Annotated in this window: 12 protein-coding genes and 2 pseudogenes; 6 read left to right on the top strand and 8 right to left on the bottom strand. The window is 68.3% G+C overall.

Translation table 11 applies throughout. The annotated features are described in order from the left end of the window. Nucleotides 1–40 precede the first annotated feature (40 nt). Nucleotides 41–1,441 (bottom strand): wax ester/triacylglycerol synthase family O-acyltransferase, encoded by a 1,401-nt coding sequence (locus tag A5673_RS10475; protein ID WP_068231008.1) that lies wholly within the window; start codon nucleotides 1,439–1,441, stop codon nucleotides 41–43. Between the two features lie 345 nt (nucleotides 1,442–1,786). Here A5673_RS10475 and A5673_RS10470 point away from each other — a divergent pair, with 345 nt between their 5' ends. Then, on the top strand, nucleotides 1,787–2,530 hold the full coding sequence (locus A5673_RS10470; protein WP_369806475.1) for an ABC transporter ATP-binding protein: 744 nt from the start codon (nucleotides 1,787–1,789) through the stop codon (nucleotides 2,528–2,530). Further along, nucleotides 2,527–5,040, top strand: a complete 2,514-nt coding sequence (locus tag A5673_RS10465) for an ABC transporter permease (RefSeq protein ID WP_068231005.1) — start codon at nucleotides 2,527–2,529, stop codon at nucleotides 5,038–5,040. The genes A5673_RS10470 and A5673_RS10465 overlap by 4 nt, the downstream gene beginning before the upstream one ends. A gap of 38 nt (nucleotides 5,041–5,078) precedes the next feature. On the opposite strand, the gene A5673_RS10460 is transcribed toward A5673_RS10465, so the two are convergent. From A5673_RS10460 to A5673_RS10435, 6 genes and pseudogenes are all read right to left on the bottom strand, one after another. Further along, entirely contained in the window at nucleotides 5,079–6,707 is a 1,629-nt protein-coding gene (locus A5673_RS10460) for a PPE family protein (protein ID WP_068231002.1), read from the bottom strand. Between the two features lie 463 nt (nucleotides 6,708–7,170). Beyond that, nucleotides 7,171–7,734 (bottom strand): annotated as a pseudogene (locus tag A5673_RS29970) (PPE family protein); the annotation flags it as partial. Between the two features lie 112 nt (nucleotides 7,735–7,846). Beyond that, nucleotides 7,847–8,476 carry a class I SAM-dependent methyltransferase gene (locus tag A5673_RS10450; protein WP_068230995.1) on the bottom strand — a complete coding sequence of 210 codons (630 nt, stop codon included), beginning with the start codon at nucleotides 8,474–8,476 and terminating at the stop codon, nucleotides 7,847–7,849. Then, nucleotides 8,473–9,042: a DUF4389 domain-containing protein gene (locus A5673_RS10445; RefSeq protein ID WP_068231287.1), complete on the bottom strand. Its 570-nt coding sequence runs from the start codon at nucleotides 9,040–9,042 to the stop codon at nucleotides 8,473–8,475. Before A5673_RS10445 ends, A5673_RS10450 begins: the two co-directional genes overlap by 4 nt. Before the next feature lie 50 nt (nucleotides 9,043–9,092). Then, on the bottom strand, nucleotides 9,093–10,301 hold the full coding sequence (locus tag A5673_RS10440; RefSeq protein WP_369806474.1) for an FAD-dependent oxidoreductase: 1,209 nt from the start codon (nucleotides 10,299–10,301) through the stop codon (nucleotides 9,093–9,095). 51 nt (nucleotides 10,302–10,352) lie between these two features. Next, nucleotides 10,353–11,231 (bottom strand): SDR family NAD(P)-dependent oxidoreductase, encoded by an 879-nt coding sequence (locus A5673_RS10435; protein ID WP_068230992.1) that lies wholly within the window; start codon nucleotides 11,229–11,231, stop codon nucleotides 10,353–10,355. A 437-nt stretch (nucleotides 11,232–11,668) separates the two neighbouring features. Between A5673_RS10435 and A5673_RS10430 the strand changes: the two genes are divergently transcribed. From A5673_RS10430 to A5673_RS10420, 3 genes are all read left to right on the top strand, one after another. Beyond that, nucleotides 11,669–12,472 carry a SigB/SigF/SigG family RNA polymerase sigma factor gene (locus A5673_RS10430; RefSeq protein ID WP_068230989.1) on the top strand — a complete coding sequence of 268 codons (804 nt, stop codon included), beginning with the start codon at nucleotides 11,669–11,671 and terminating at the stop codon, nucleotides 12,470–12,472. A 102-nt stretch (nucleotides 12,473–12,574) separates the two neighbouring features. Then, entirely contained in the window at nucleotides 12,575–13,204 is a 630-nt protein-coding gene (locus A5673_RS10425; protein ID WP_068230986.1) for a hypothetical protein, read from the top strand. Nucleotides 13,205–13,238: 34 nt separating this feature from the next. After that, nucleotides 13,239–13,730: a DUF2231 domain-containing protein gene (locus A5673_RS10420; protein WP_068230983.1), complete on the top strand. Its 492-nt coding sequence runs from the start codon at nucleotides 13,239–13,241 to the stop codon at nucleotides 13,728–13,730. A 9-nt stretch (nucleotides 13,731–13,739) separates the two neighbouring features. Here A5673_RS10420 and A5673_RS10415 read toward each other — a convergent pair. Continuing rightward, nucleotides 13,740–14,279, bottom strand: a pseudogene (locus A5673_RS10415) (molybdopterin-dependent oxidoreductase); the annotation flags it as partial. A gap of 109 nt (nucleotides 14,280–14,388) precedes the next feature. On the opposite strand from A5673_RS10415, the gene A5673_RS10410 reads away from it, so the two are divergent. Next, nucleotides 14,389–14,756, top strand: a 368-nt coding sequence (locus A5673_RS10410; protein ID WP_231970992.1) for a molybdopterin-dependent oxidoreductase, incomplete at its 3' end; no start/stop codon positions are given.

The following is a 14,756-nucleotide window of genomic DNA, read 5'->3' as shown; positions in this document are numbered from 1 at the left end:
GGGCGGGGCGTGATCACCGGGCGGTTTGCCCCCGCGGAAACTAGCGCGGACAGCTATCTTGCGGCTGAACGTCGGTGCACTCGAGCAGCTCCTTGAGCGCATCGGGGAACGCGTCGGCGATGTCCCACAGCTCCGGCAGCAGGTCGGGGCAGGCGATGATGCCGATGCCGAGCTCCCCGTTCAGCGACATCACCGTGATGTTGAGCCCGGCGCTGCCGATGATCGGGCCCATCGGATACATGGCGTCAACGTGACACCCCAGGAAGTACAACTCGGTCCGGGGGCCGGGCACGTTCGACAGGATCAGGTTGTACGCCGGGCTGTGCGATATCGGGATGCGCGGCAAGATCCGCATGGCCGCACCGAACATCGTGGGTCCGCCGAACTGCGTCCAGTCGTGGAGCAGCGTGGGACCGATTGCCGCGGTGTGGTCTTTCGCGGCGGCATTGCCCGCCGCGATGGTGCGGATGCGTTCGGCCGGATCGGCGATGTGGCTTGCCACCCGACAGAACATCCAGGTGGTCTGGTTGCGGCCGGGCCGCTGCGACTTGTCGTGCACCGACACCGGCACGGTCGCCACCAGTGGGTGGTCGGGCAACTCGCCGCGGTCGAGCAGGAACCGCCGCAGCACTCCCGCGCACAGCGCCACCACGACGTCGTTGACCGTCACCCCGAACCGATCCTTGACCCGCTTGACGTCACGCATATCCAACTGGGAGTAGGCGATGTTGCGGAGTCGGCTGACGGCGCCATTGAAGGGGGTGGGCGGCGCCGAAAACGGTGCGGCCATGGTGCGCCCGTCGCGCGCGCGAAGCGCCGTCTGCGCCAACGTCAGCAGCGTTGCCGGCACCACGGTCGCAAGCCGCAACGGCCGCAAGGCGAATCCGATCAGTCCACTCGCTGCGATCTGCAGCGGATTGCCGTGACCGGCGCCGCGCACCGGCTCCGGGGGCGGCGCGTCGGGCTCGACGCTGCAGAGCTGGGCGAGCAGGTTCGCACCGGCCACCCCGTCGACCACGGCGTGATGGACCTTGAGCAGCACCGCCACCGCACCCGGGCGGGCGCCGCCTTCGAGCACCCACATCTCCCACAACGGGCGATCGCGGTCCAGCGGAAGCCCCGCGATGTAGCCGCAGATGTCGGCCAGCTCGCGGCGCCCTCCGGGCGCCGGCACCCCGACGCGGCGCAGGTGGCGTCGCAGTTGGAAGTCTTCGTCATCCACCCACACCGGGTGATCCAGGTTCAGCTGCGTGTCGGCCAGCTTCATTCGAAATTCGGGCATCCCGGCCACCCGCTTGGCCACCGCGGAGCGCAAGCGGCCGTAGGTATAACCGCCGGGCATGGTCGAGGTGTCCAACTCCAAAATGCAACACACGTTCAACGGCTGCGTCGGAGTCTCCAGATAGAGAAAGAATGCGTCAAGTCCGCTTAGTCGTTCCATAGCCGCCCGCTCGACTAGTGACCTCTAAATCCCCCGCCCTAACCCCACAGAGTTTAGGTAGCGAAAATGTGGAAAGCCACTGCTTAACAAATCTTTTCGCGTTAATTGTTGATGACCGCGATGTTATTTCGCCGGTCCCGTTCCGAAACAGGACACGCCAATCCCCCGGGTGCGGTGTGCGCCCCGACAGAGACCGACCGGTTTCCCCAAACGCCGCGACGGTTAAACCTCCCGTCCCATGAACCGATCGTGGCGCCGTCTCGTTATCTGCCATATCAGCGTCTTGGGGGCACGCTCTGCGTGGCGGCGGTCGTGCGCTGACGAGTGCGGACGCGCGGGAGGACCATGTTCAGACGCATCGACACCGGCAATCCCTCGAGGCAGCGACCGTTGGCCATCGAACTGCGCGACGTGGTGCGCGAGTACCGGGTGGGCGGTCAATCCGTGCGCGCGCTCGACGAGATCAGCCTCCGGCTCGAGGGCGGGCACTTCCTGTCGGTCGTCGGCCCGTCCGGGGCGGGGAAGAGCACCCTGCTGCACCTGCTCGGCGCGCTGGACTCCCCCGATTCCGGGTCGATCACGTTCGATGGCGACGAGATCGGCCGGCTCAGCGACGAGCAGCAGTCGGCGTTCCGCCATCGGCGCGTGGGGTTCATCTTTCAGTTCTTCAACCTGTTGCCGACGCTGTCGGCGTGGGAGAACGTCGCGGTACCCAAGCTGCTCGACGGCGTCCGGCTGGGCAAGGCCAAACCGGATGCGACACGGCTGCTGGACCGCGTCGGGCTCGGCAACCGGATAGACCACCGGCCCGCCGAGCTGTCCGGCGGCCAGATGCAGCGCGTCGCCGTGGCGCGCGCCCTCATGATGGACCCGCCCCTGATCCTCGCGGACGAACCGACCGGGAACCTCGACTCCGCCACGGGAGCGTCCATCTTGGCGCTGCTCGGCGAGGTGGCGCACGAGCCCGGCCGCGGACGGCTGGTGGTGATGGTGACCCACAACGAACAGGCCGCGGACGCGACCGATCGGGTGATCGTCCTGCAGGACGGCCGGATCGGTTCCGACGAGCGGTTGGCGGTCCCGGTGTGACACCGGGCTGGCCGATCGGGGCGGCGGCGAGCCGGCTGCGGCTGTTCAGCCTGCGTGAACTTGCGGTGCACCGCCGCCGTACGATCGCGTCGATCGCCGTGATGGCGGCGTCGGCCATGTACCTGGTCGCGGTGTTCGGCATCTTCGGCTCGATCACCGGATCGGTCAACCGGCTCGCCGACGGGATCGCGGGCATCGCCTCGCTGGAGGTGTCGGGCATCACCGACGCCGGGTTTCCCGACGCGATCGCCGCCGACGTGGCTGCGGTTCCCGGCGTTGCGACCGCGGCGCCGATGATCCGCACGACGGTGTCCACCTCGTCGGGGCCGGTCCTGCTGTTCGGCGCCGACGATCGCCTCGCCGCCCTGGGCGGCGCCCTGAAAGACGCCTTGCGGGCCGACCCGAAAACCGGGGCCGCGGGACCGCCCGCGGCGAACGCCGTCCGGGTCGGGCCCGGCACCGGCCGGGCCAAGGGGGCAACGTTTCAACTCGGTTCCGCCTCGGTGACGGTCGGTGAGGTGCTGACCGGCAAGCAGGCCGCGGCCCTCGACGGCGGACACTATGTCCTGGCTCCACTCGCCTTGGCGCAGAACATCACCGGGCGGCAGGGCCAGCTCGACTCGATCCTGATCACCACCAAGCCCGGCGCCGATCTCGCCCAGGTTCGCGCCGCCGTCACCCGCGCGGTCAACGGCCGGGCCGTCGTCGCCGACCCCAGCATGCGGGCCACGCGCGCCGGCGACGGCGTCAAGTTGATGAACTACATGGCCCTGATGGGCGCCATGGTCGCGCTGATGGTCGGCGCGTTTTTGATCTACACCACGATGACGATGGCGATCACCCAGCGCCGGCCGGTCATCTCGCTGTTGCGCGCGATCGGCGGTCGCCGCGCCACCATCGTCCGCGACATGCTGGCGGAGGCGGCGATACTCGGAATCATCGGCGGGTCGATCGGATCGGCCGCTGGAATCGTCCTGGGCCGCATCGCAATTGGCCGATTGCCCGCGGCGATGACTCAGGGTCTGGAAGCCCGCATCGAGTACTGGCTGCCCGGCTACGCCATCCCGGCCGCAGTTGCGGTGACCGCGCTGACCAGCGTGGTGGCGTCGGCGATGGCGGCCCGGCAGGTGTACAAGGTCGCCCCCATCGAGGCGTTGGCGCCCGTCGGGGTTTCGGCCGCCGACCGGGTGCCGCGGTGGCTGCGGGTCACCACCGGGGCGGCGGCCGTCGCGGTCTTCGCGCTGTCCATCGCGGTCGTGCTCAACCAGCGTGGCGCCCTGGCCTTTGTCGCGGTGTCGGCGGTGTTCTCCGCCGAGGTAGCGCTCGGCTTCGCGCTCGCCGCGCCGATTGTCAACGCGACCGCCGCCGCGGCCCGCGTGTTCGGGTCCGTCGGGGCGCTCGCGGCGGCGACCGTCGAGCGGGCGCCGCGACGAGTGTGGGCGACGGTGATGACGGTGCTCATCGCCGTGGTCACCACCGTCACGATCACCGGCACCAACAGCGACATGATCCGCTCCGCGCGGAACGTGTTCGCCCCGGTCGTCGACACGCCCGTCTGGGTGAGCGCGAACTCGCCCGACAGCTATCCCACCGGCGCTCTGCCGCAAGGACTTTCGGCCAAAATAGCCGCGCTGCCGGGGGTGCGGCACGTCACCGAGGGCGCGCTCGGGTTCGCCGAGGTGGGGGGCACCCGCGTCATGCTCGACGGCTTCGCGCCGGGTACGGCCGATCCGCTCTACCGCGCGCTCGACGCGCGGGTGCGCGACCAAGTGCTCGCCGGCGCGGGTGTGGTGCTCTCACAGAATCTGGGCAAGACGCTGCACGTCGGGGTCGGCGATCAATTACGGATGCCAACGCCGCACGGCGTGCGGCAGGCGAGGGTGCTGGCCCTCGTCCCGTACTTCTCGACGGTCGTCGGGACGGTCGGGATGAGCCTCGACGACCTGCGTTCGTGGTTCGACCGCCCGGTCACGACCACCCTGGAGATCGCCGCGGGGCCGGGTGTGGATCCCGATCGCCTGCTGGCCGACGTCCGCCGCGTGGTGCCCTCGCCGGATTATGTGTACGACGGTCGCGCCAAGCTGGCCGGTCTACAGGCCCCGATGCGCCAGAGCATGTTCATCGCGAATGCGGTGTGGATCATCGTGGTGTGCGTGGCGGCGGTGGCACTGCTCAACACGCTGACCCTGTCGGTGCTGGAGCGGCGCCGCGAACTCGGTGTGCTGCGCGCCATGGGATCCAGCCGCCGGTTCACGTTGCGGATGGTGCTGGCCGAGGCGACCGGCATCGGGGTCATCGGCGGTGCGTTGGGGCTGGCATTCGGGTGTGCGGACCAGTGGCTGTTCAGCCTCGTCAGCGGGGACATGATGAATTTCCAGGTCGCGTTCCGCCCGAGCTGGACGGCGTTCGCGTTCTGTCTCGGCGCGGTGGCGATCAGCCTGCTCGGCTCGGTGTCGCCCGCGCGGCGCGCGGCCCGGCTCAACATCGTTGAGGCCGTCAGCGTCGAGTAGTTCGCCGCGACCTAGCTTGCCTGGCCGCTCCGAAACCATCACCACAGCAGTCGGGCGAGGCCGAACAAACCCGCCAGGAAGCTGCCTCCCGTGTTGAAGACGCCCGAATCGAACCCGCTGTTGAGCGGGCCCAGGTAGGGGCCGGCCGGGATGGCGATGTTTCCCACCCCGGAGCTCTGGCCGTCGGTGCCGGTGGCGCCGCTGACCGTGTTGAAGAAGCCGGACACATGGCCGTTGAACGATCCGCCGACGGCCGAGTTGAAGAAGCCCGAATTGTTGGCGGTGTTGCCGAAGCCGGAACTGGTGGCCCCGCTGTCGGTGGTAAACCCGACGCCGGTATTGGTGTTGCCGGAATTCCATGAGCCGGTGTTCAGGTCGCCCGTGTTTCCGTCACCGGTGTTGAAGCCGCCAGAATTCCACGAACCGCTGTTGATGCTGCCGGAGTTCCCGATTCCGGTGTTGATCCCGCCGGAGTTCCCGAACCCGGTGTTCACCTGGCCCCCGTTGCCGGCGCCGAAGTTGTTGAACCCCGAATTGCCGATGCCGATGTTGGCGGTGCCGGAGTTGCCGAGGCCGAAGCCGTTGAGATGGCTCGTTGTTGTGAAAGGGTTGGAACCCGAATCGAAGATGCCGATGTTGCCGCTGCCCGAGTTGAAGAAGCCGATGTTGTTGGTGCCGGAGTTTCCGAAACCGATGTTGCCGACGCCGGAGTTCAGCCCGGTGACGACGAATTGATTGGTTGCCGTGTTGAAATACGCGTTGCCGATCCCGACGAGGTTGTTGCCGGTCAAACCGAAACCGATGTTGTTGTTGCCGGTGTTGCCGGCACCCCGGTTTCCGTCGCCGGAGTTGCCCAAGCCGATGTTGTTGTTGCCGGTATTGCCCAGGCCCACGTTGTGGCCCGGGTTGGAGCTGGTGACGATGTTGCCGGTATTGCCGAAGCCGATGTTGCCGTTGTTGGTGTTCCCGGCGCCGAAGTTGTTGTTACCGAAGTTGCCGCTGCCCACATTGGAATTGCCGGTATTACCCCCGCCGGTGTTCCCGCTGCCGCGGTTGCCGACGCCGATGTTGGCGGCGCCGTTGTTGCCGTTGCCGATGTTGCCGGTGCCGCCCTTGTTGCCGATGCCCAAGTTGACCGGCAACGAAGCCAACAACTGCGCGAGGGGGTTCAACTGGGCGGCCGCCGCCGCCGCGCCGGCGTGATAGGCCGTCATCGCCGAGACGTCGGCGGCCCACATGTCCTCATACAGGTGCTCGAAAGCCATGATCGCCGGCGCGTTGAAGCCGAGGAGATTCGACCGCACCAGCTGCACGATTGCGTTGCGGTTCGCGGCCACGGCCAGCGGGTGCACCGTGGCCGACAGCGCCGCCTCGAACGCGCCGGCCACCGCCTGGGCTTGCCCGGCCGCCCCGGCGGCCTGCGCCGACGCGGCGCTCAGCCATCCGGCATACGGGGCCGCGGCGGCCGCCATGGCCGCCGACGCCGGGCCTTGCCAGGCCCCGCCGGCCAGCCCGGAAGTCACCGAGGAGAACGAATTGGCCGCTGCCGCAAGCTCATCGGATAGCCCGTTCCACGCCGCGGCCGCTTCCAGCATGGGCGCGGACCCCGCACCGCTGTACATGAGCAGCGAATTGATCTCCGGCGGCAACATCGGATAACTGACCATGATGGCCTCCTATCACTCCGCCTCGCCGGACGATGGGTGCCGGAGAGCCGCGCAGCCGAATTTTAGGACTTCGATTGGCGAAATTTTGGAGTTCCGCCGGAAACCGGCGCCATGCGAAACCTCACCTTTGCCGGTCGTTGCGCCGGCGTTTGCCGAACGCTCAGAACCCGAGCGGAAGCAGCGCGGTGAACAGGGGCGCCAGCGGATCGGTAACCGGAAGGGCGAGCGAACTATTCAAGAACGGGGCAACCGGGCTCTGGAACGTCAGTATCGTCTGGCCGGGAGCGCCCAAGCCCAGCGTGGGCTCGGCGCCGGAGGTGACCGCGGCCGTGAAGAGCGGGCTGGTGAAGGTCGTCCCGACGAAATTGTTGTCGTCGGGGTCGGCCACGGACGTGTTCGACAGCAAGCCCGCGAACCCGCCCGTTTGGCTCATGAAGTCCGGGTCGCCGGGCACGGGGTTGGTGACCGGGCTGAGGCCCAGCGCGGCCGCCAGCCGGGTTGCCAAACCGTTTACCGACTGCTGCCACTGCGGCAGCTGCGCGGCGGCGGTCGAGGCTCCCGCGTGGTAGCCAACCATCGCGGCCACGTCCTGCGCCCACATCCGCTCGTAGTCGGCCTCGGCGGCCGCGATCGCCGGCGCGTTCTGCCCGAACAAGTTCGCGATTATCAACTGCACCAACCCATTTCGGTTGGCAGCGACCTCCAGCGGATGCACCGTCGCGGCCCGAGCGGCTTCGAACGCGCCGGCCACCGCCCGGGCCTGCCCGGCCGCCCCGGTCGCCTGACTCGCCGCCGCACTCAACCATCTCGCGTACGGGGCCGCCGCGGCCGCCATCGCCGCCGACGCCGGACCCTGCCACGCCTGGCCCGTCAGGCCCGACGTGACCGAGGAAAACGATGACGCCGCGGACCCCAGCTCGGAGGCCAACGCGTCCCAAGCGGCGGCCGCTCCCAACATGGGAGCGGAACCCGCGCCGGCGAACATCCGCGCCGAATTGATCTCGGGCGCCAACACGGAAAAATTCATGACCACAGTCCCTTCCCTGAGGGCCGCGACGATCGCGTCGGCGCCGTCCTCGCCGACGACACGCAGCGTCGAGGACTACACGAAATACGCGCCCCGTTGGTTCAATGCCGATCTAGCCGGCATCGGCGATCGCGGTGGCGAAGCCTTGTAGATGCGGCTTGCACGGAAACGGCACCGGGGTTCGGACGCGCCGCAGCCCCGAGGTATCGAAGCCGGCCGCGGCGATGGCGTCGACCGTTCGGCGGTTCGGATGGCAGCCGGCGGCCAACCACGACCACGGCCCCGCAACGAGATCCTGCAGCCGGCCCGTGGCGCCCTCGCCGCGGACGTGCTCGAGGACCACCAACCTCCCCCCGGGGGACAGGACGCGCCGGATCTCGCGCAGCGTCGCTGCCACATCGTCGACCGAGCACAGCACCAGCCCGATGTGGACCGAGTCGAAACTGTTGTCCGGGAATGGGATCGACTCGCCAGTGCCGTCGACGACTTCGACGGCGACGCCGTGTCGGTCGGCGAGGCGCGACGCCATCCGGCGGAACGCGGCGACCGGCTCCACGGCGGCGACCGCCGTCACCGCGGGCGGCACGAACTTCAGGTCGGTTCCCGGACCCAGGCCGACCATCAGCAGCCGGCCGGTCGCGTGGGCGATCGCCGCGCGACGATAGCGGTTGTAGAAGAGCCGGTCGAAAACCGGCTGTCCAAACCGATAGATGTAAGGGAACAAAGGATTTTCGCGCGTTATCGACCGCCTAGATCAAGTTGGAACGGTGGATATTCGTCAGACATCAACGATACGTACACCGCCACCCGGTAGCGCCACCGAACGATCCCCATCAGGAGGTCGTGCATGCCGGGGTGGATGGACCCGGTGCACAACAGCCAGGCCGCCGAGATGACGCACAGCACCTGCAACAGCGGCTCCATCGCCCAACACAGAAGTATCTGCGGGAGCCCCAGTAGCCACCACTTCACCAGCACTGCCCATCTGGTCAGCCGCTCCGGGTAGTCGACCGACAGGTCACCGGGGTAGTCGGGCCGCGGCGCCAACGTGAAAGGCGGGTACTTGTCGGTGCTGTTCATCGGGAATCGGTAATTCATCACCCGCCACGACCAGCGCAGCACCCCCACGTTGAAGTCGAAGATCGGGCGCGGATAGCGCCCGGTGAACAGGATCGCGACGCCCGCGACGATCGTCAGCAGCGGATACACCGCATACAGCGCTATCAATATCGGGTAGTGCGGAACGGCCAGCACGCACCACTTGACGAGCCATCGTTTGCGCGACGGCGCGTCGAGGTCCCCGCGCACCCGGACGGGACCGTCGGCGTGACGCACGGTGGTGAGGACGGGAGTCGCGCTCACGGGCGCACCGCCGGGACAGGGGTTGCGGCGGCGAGGCCCCGATCGATCTCCGCCGACATCCGGCGGTGACTCGTCGCGCCCAGGAACGCGGTCAGCAACCGGGTATGTAGCCGGTCGGGGATCAACGCCGCGGGCCGCAGCACGGACTCGCCGTGGGCCACCTGCAGCGCCGCCACCCGTGACACGGCCGCGACGCGGCGTCGCCGGGTCTGCTCATACCGGCGCAGCGCGCGGGAAATCTGCCTGCCCTCGTTGCGGACCTGCGACAGCGCCTTGCACAACACCATGGTGTCGAGCAGCGCCTGGTTGGTTCCCTGGGCGAGGGTGGGCGGCATGGTGTGGGCCGCGTCGCCGAGCAACGTCAGCGGACCAGCGGGCAGGGCGGCGGCAACGGGGTGCCGGAAATGCGGATACGGCGAGCCCGTCAGGTCGTCGTCGGTGAGTCGGCCCAGGACGAGGTCGACAATGTCGGACCAGCCGGTGAAATTGGACCGAAGCAGCTCGAGCGGGCGCGGCGGCCTGACGAAGTCGTGCGACCACGGCAAGTCGAACCACCACTGCACTTCGCAACCGCCCGCCGGCCACACGCCGACGTTCCCCCCTGCACCGATGGCGATCATCGCCACGCGCGAGTCGGTGACCTCCGGAACGGCCGCGAGGCCCTGCCAGCTGCACCAGCCGGTTGGCTCGGCGGCGGGCGCGCCGAGGACATCGCGCAGGATCGAGTGCAAACCATCGGCACCGATCACCACGTCGCCGCGGGCCACGCTGCCGTCTTCGAATCGGACTTCCGCGCCACCGGGCGCCGGGGCGACCTCCACCGCTCGCGCGTTGCACCGGATGCGATCGACTGGGAAGCCGTCCGACAACCGATCCAACAGGAGGCGACGGGGGACCATTCGAACGGGTTCGCCCAGCCGGTCCGCCATCGCGGTCACGTCCAAGGTGGCGAGCCGGCGTCCCCGAGATGTCTGGACGCGCACGCGGGAAAGCGGCTGGCCGGCCCCGTCCATGTCGACGCCCAGCTGCCGCAACACCGCCGCGCCATTGGGCCAGACGGTCACCGCGCCACCGCCGGCGCGGGTGTCGGCGCGCTGTTCGAAAACCGTGACGTCATGGCCGTCCCGCAGCAGTCCCCGCGCGATGGAAATGCCGCTCACGCCCGCGCCGATAACCAGGATCCGAAGGGCCCCGCCGCTCGTCACTCCAGTGGATACGTAACCGCCGGCCGATCGGTTCACGCGCTCGCGCGCCGGTCAGCCGGGTGCGGGCAGGCCGATCATTTTGTGCAGGTCCTCGACGGACCAGGGTTCGGCGGTGTGATGGTCGCGATACGCCAGCACGCGCGGCGCCGGCCGATCGAAGCTGCCGACGAATCCGCCTGCGGCGACGAAGATTTGACCCGTCACGTCGCGTGACAACCCGCTGGCGAGATAGGCGTAAAGCGGGGCCACGAAAGTGGCCGGCGCACTGTCCAGCGAGGCGCGCATCGTCATCTCGTCGAGCAATCCGCGGCGGTGGAGGTCCGCGATGTGTTGTTCGTACTCGGCCCCGGTGGACAGGCGCGTCCGCGCGCCGGGACACACCACGTTCGCCCGCACCCCATAGGGCTTCAGCTCCGCAGCGATGGCCATCGTCAGCCCGTTGACGGCGCCTTTGCCCGCGGGGTAGCCGGTTCCGCCGTAGTCGCCGAGAAAGGCCACCGAACCGGTGTTGATGATCGCTCCGTGTCCTTGGGCGGCCATGACGCGGGCCGCGACCTGGCTGGTGTGAAACGCCGTACCCAGGTGCGCGCTGATCAGGTGGTCGAAGTCCGCCGGCGAGATGTTGAGGATCGACGAGCCGGGCGGCTCGGCGATCCCGGCGCAATTGATCAGGGCGTCGAACCGCCCGAAAGTGTTCAGGCATTCGTCGATCAGCGCGCCGGCCACCCGTTCGTCGTCCGCGGCGCCGACCACCGGGGTGATGCGGCCGCCGGAGGCCGCGATCACCGCGACGGTCTCCCCCACGGCATCGGCGTCGCGGCCGTTGACGACGACGCCGGCGCCGAGCTCGCACATCAGTTCGGTCACCGCGCGCCCGATACCGCGGCTGCCGCCGGAGACCACCACACCGCGGCCGCCCAGCAGATCCATGGGGCGAACGGTACTCAGGCGAGGACCGAAACAGAAACCCGTAGCAGACCAGCGGCGGACGTTCTCGAGGACTCCCGGTCAGCGAAGCCCGCCCTCGCGCCGTTATGGGAGCGAAATCGCGTGTTCGTGCGATGAGGCGTATAGTCACGGATGAGATCCGATCTGGACCTGTCGCCGTTTAGCTCAAAGCGGTCAATCAGCCCTCGGGCTCTGGGCTTGACGTGGCTTCGGCGACATCAGCACTGTCACCCATTTCCCGTTGTTGTTTCGTGCGCTGATCATCGACCCGTCCTGCGGATACAAGTGCGGCGGAGGCGACTGTACGCATAGTTGCGATGCCCTGCCGCACGTGACCCATAGGAAGTGGGCCCCATGCAAATCCATTCGTGCGCTTATCTTTTCACTGCGAGTTGCGTCGGCTCGACGCGATTCAGCCGATGACCGACGTCGCGACTGCACCCCGCCCCACCCGATCAACCAACACTGACGATTCATACGACGACGTTGTCGAGATGTTCGTTGCGCTGCGCCGGATGCCGGGTGAGTCTCACGAGTACCGCCGACAACGCGAACGCATCGTTGCCCGATGCCTGCCCCTGGCCGACCATGTGGCCAGCCACTTCGCCCGCCGCGGCGAAGGTCTCGACGACCTGATTCAGGTCGCCCGCCTTGGGTTGATGAACGCCGTCAACCGATTTGACCCCGACAAAGGGCCCAGCTTCATCGGATTCGCGGTTCCCACCATGATGGGCGAGGTTCGGCGTTACTTCCGCGACTACAGCTGGGGCATGCGTGTGCCGCGCCGGCTTCGCGAGCTGCATGTCCAAATCAGCAGGACGACAAGCGATTTGGCGCAACGGCTGGGTCGCGCGCCCACTGCCGGCGAGCTGGCTCAGGTGCTGGAAGTCCCGCGGGAGGAAATCGTCGAATGCCTCGTCGCGGGCGACGCCTACCGGCTCGACTCGCTGGACGCGCCCCTCGGCGCCGACGACTCGGGCAAACCGCGATCGGTGGCGGACGCGGTGGGCGACAACGATCCGCAAATCGACCACATCACCAACCGCGAGGCGGTGCGCGCACTGGTGGGTGCGCTCCCCGAGCGGGAACGCCAGGTGCTGCACATGCGGTTCTTCGAATCGATGACCCAAAGCCAGATCGCCGAGCGAATCGGCGTCTCGCAGATGCAGGTCTCTCGCATCTTGGCCAACACGCTGCGCTGCCTGCGCGACCAACTGGATTGACTCCCTCGCGCCGCCACCTTCGGCGGCTCCGGGCGATGTACTGTGCGATTCGGAAACGAGTCGACTGTGTCGCCGGAGTCAGCCTGGAAGGAGCGCGATGCGATGAGGGTTTCTCGGACGGTGATCGCGGGCCTCGCGGCGGCGACGGCGCTCTCGGTGTCGGTGGCCGGTTGCGGCAGTAAGCCGGCTCCGTCGACCTCCCCGACGTCGCAATCGGGGTCATCCAGCCCCGGGACGAATACCAGCAGCTCGGCTCCGAAACCGTCGGCGCCGGCGCAAGGCGCCGACTACGCCTCGCTGTTGATCCAGGCGACCGACATCGACGCACCGATCCAGTTCACGGGCAGCCCGCCGACGAACAACCCCAACGGCCAGCCGGGCGTCGCGACGGTCTTCAGCACCCAGGACAACAGCCACGTCATCAAGGACACCATCCAGGTTTTCCCGGACCCGGCGGCCGCCACGAACGCGCTGAACGCTGCCAAGGGCGCTCAGGGCGACAACGTCAAGAATCCGAAGAGCGAGCCATTCAACGTCGGAACCGGCGGAACGACCCTGACCGGTAACTCGCCGGACAACTCGAAGGGTGTCCTGATCTTGCTTTTCACCGAGGGCCGGGCATTCGTCACGCTGGAGTTCGACGGACCGGTCGACTCGCTGCCACCGCAGGAGTTCGTCACCGACGTGGCCCAGAAGCAACAGGCGGCCGTAAAGAAGGGCCTCGGCGGCTGACCCGGGTGCCCATCGCGATCACCCGAGGGGGTTCATGAACGTCGTCAACGGCCTTCCGGCGCATGCGTTGTTGCTGCACATCGTGGTGGTGTTCGTGCCGCTCACGGCCCTGCTGGAAATCGCCTGCGGTTTGTGGCCGGCCGCCCGGCGGGGCCAGCTGCTGTGGCTGACGCTGCTGATGGCCGTCGCCACAATGGTGATCACGCCCATCACCGCCAACGCCGGCGAATGGCTCTATGACCTGAGGAAGAAGCCCAGCCCGATCCTGCAGGAACATGCCGAGCGCGGCAGCACGATGGTGTACTTCGCCGCCGCCCTGCTGGTGGTCGCAGTCGGGCTGGTCGTACTGCGTTTCATCGAACGCCGATCCGACAAGCGCCGGGTGACCGCCCAGGTCGTCGTCGCGATTATCGTTCTCGCCGTGAGCGTCTCGTCGATCGTGCAGGTCTACCGGACCGGTGATGCGGGCGCCCAATCGGTATGGGGAGGCGAGATCGCGCACCTGAAGAAGTCCAACGGGACCTAGCCAACTCGCTCAGTGCACGCTCAACGCGACGCGCGCCCACGCATTGTTGCCGTAGCCCCGCGGGTTCCACAGCGACGCCGCGGATTCCGGCTGTGCGGCGCCGGCCTCGTCCCAGGCGCGGGCGGTGATGCGCAACGGTCCCGGCGCCACGTCGACGACCAGCGACCACGGTCGCCATGACCACTGACTGGGCGCCGGATGCAGATCGGCTTGCCGCCAGGTGAGCCCGTCATCGAGCGATACGTCGACGCGCTCGACGCTGCGGCCGTCGCCGGCGATGCCGTAGCCGCGGATGGTCAACTGACCGCGCGGCACCCGGTCGTCGTCGGTGGGGTCGAGGATGTCGCAGTTGAGCGCCAGGGACGACAGCGGGATGCCCTCGCCCGCGGCGACCGCGTCGGGGTCGGCGTCCGGCGGCAGGATGCGGTAGTCGCGCGATTGGAAGTAGTTCTCCGAGGGGCCCGCTTGCACGGTGATGGCGGAGATCCACTTGACGCTGCGCGCACCGATGTAGCCGGGCACCACCACCCGCACCGGACCGCCGTGGGCGGCGCTGGCCGACGGCGGCATCACCCCGATCGACGCGTTCTACGCCCGCAATCACGGTCGGTTCCCCGCGACCGCGCCGCAGGACTGGCAACTGGTGGTGAACGGGCGGGTGGACAGGCCGCTCAGCCTGACCTATGAGCAGCTGACCACCGAATTCGAGCAACACGAGGTGGTGGCGACGCTGGCCTGCGCCGGCAATCGGCGCGCCGAGCTGCTGCGGGTGCGGCCCATACCCGGGAAAGAGCCCTGGGCGCACGGGGCGATCTCCACCGCGCGGTGGCGGGGCGTCCGGCTGGCCGACGTCCTGGCAGCCGCGGGAGTGCAGCACGACGACGGGCTGCACGTCGCCTTCGAAGCGTTGGACATCGCCGAGGAGGCGACGCCCGCGCAGCGCTACGGCAGCTCCATCTCGTTGAGCAAGGCCATGTCGCACGAGGTGCTGCTCGCGTGGCAGATGAACTCCGAAACCCTCCCACC

The organism is Mycobacterium sp. E3198 (genome assembly GCF_001667015.1).
Lineage (GTDB): Bacteria > Actinomycetota > Actinomycetes > Mycobacteriales > Mycobacteriaceae > Mycobacterium.
Note: the sequence above shows the minus strand (reverse complement) of the source record. Positions and strands in the feature narration are given on the sequence as shown.

Bases quoted from the DNA above. Each gene is read 5' to 3' on its own strand.
- A5673_RS10470 (WP_369806475.1), top strand. From the start codon at position 1,787: ATGTTCAGACGCATCGACACCGGCAATCCCTCGAGGCAGCGACCGTTG.
- A5673_RS10460 (WP_068231002.1), bottom strand. From the start codon at position 6,707: ATGGTCAGTTATCCGATGTTGCCGCCGGAGATCAATTCGCTGCTCATG.
- A5673_RS10435 (WP_068230992.1), bottom strand. From the start codon at position 11,231: ATGGATCTGCTGGGCGGCCGCGGTGTGGTGGTCTCCGGCGGCAGCCGC.
- A5673_RS10430 (WP_068230989.1), top strand. From the start codon at position 11,669: ATGACCGACGTCGCGACTGCACCCCGCCCCACCCGATCAACCAACACT.
- A5673_RS10475 (WP_068231008.1), bottom strand. From the start codon at position 1,441: ATGGAACGACTAAGCGGACTTGACGCATTCTTTCTCTATCTGGAGACT.
- A5673_RS10425 (WP_068230986.1), top strand. From the start codon at position 12,575: ATGAGGGTTTCTCGGACGGTGATCGCGGGCCTCGCGGCGGCGACGGCG.
- A5673_RS10420 (WP_068230983.1), top strand. From the start codon at position 13,239: ATGAACGTCGTCAACGGCCTTCCGGCGCATGCGTTGTTGCTGCACATC.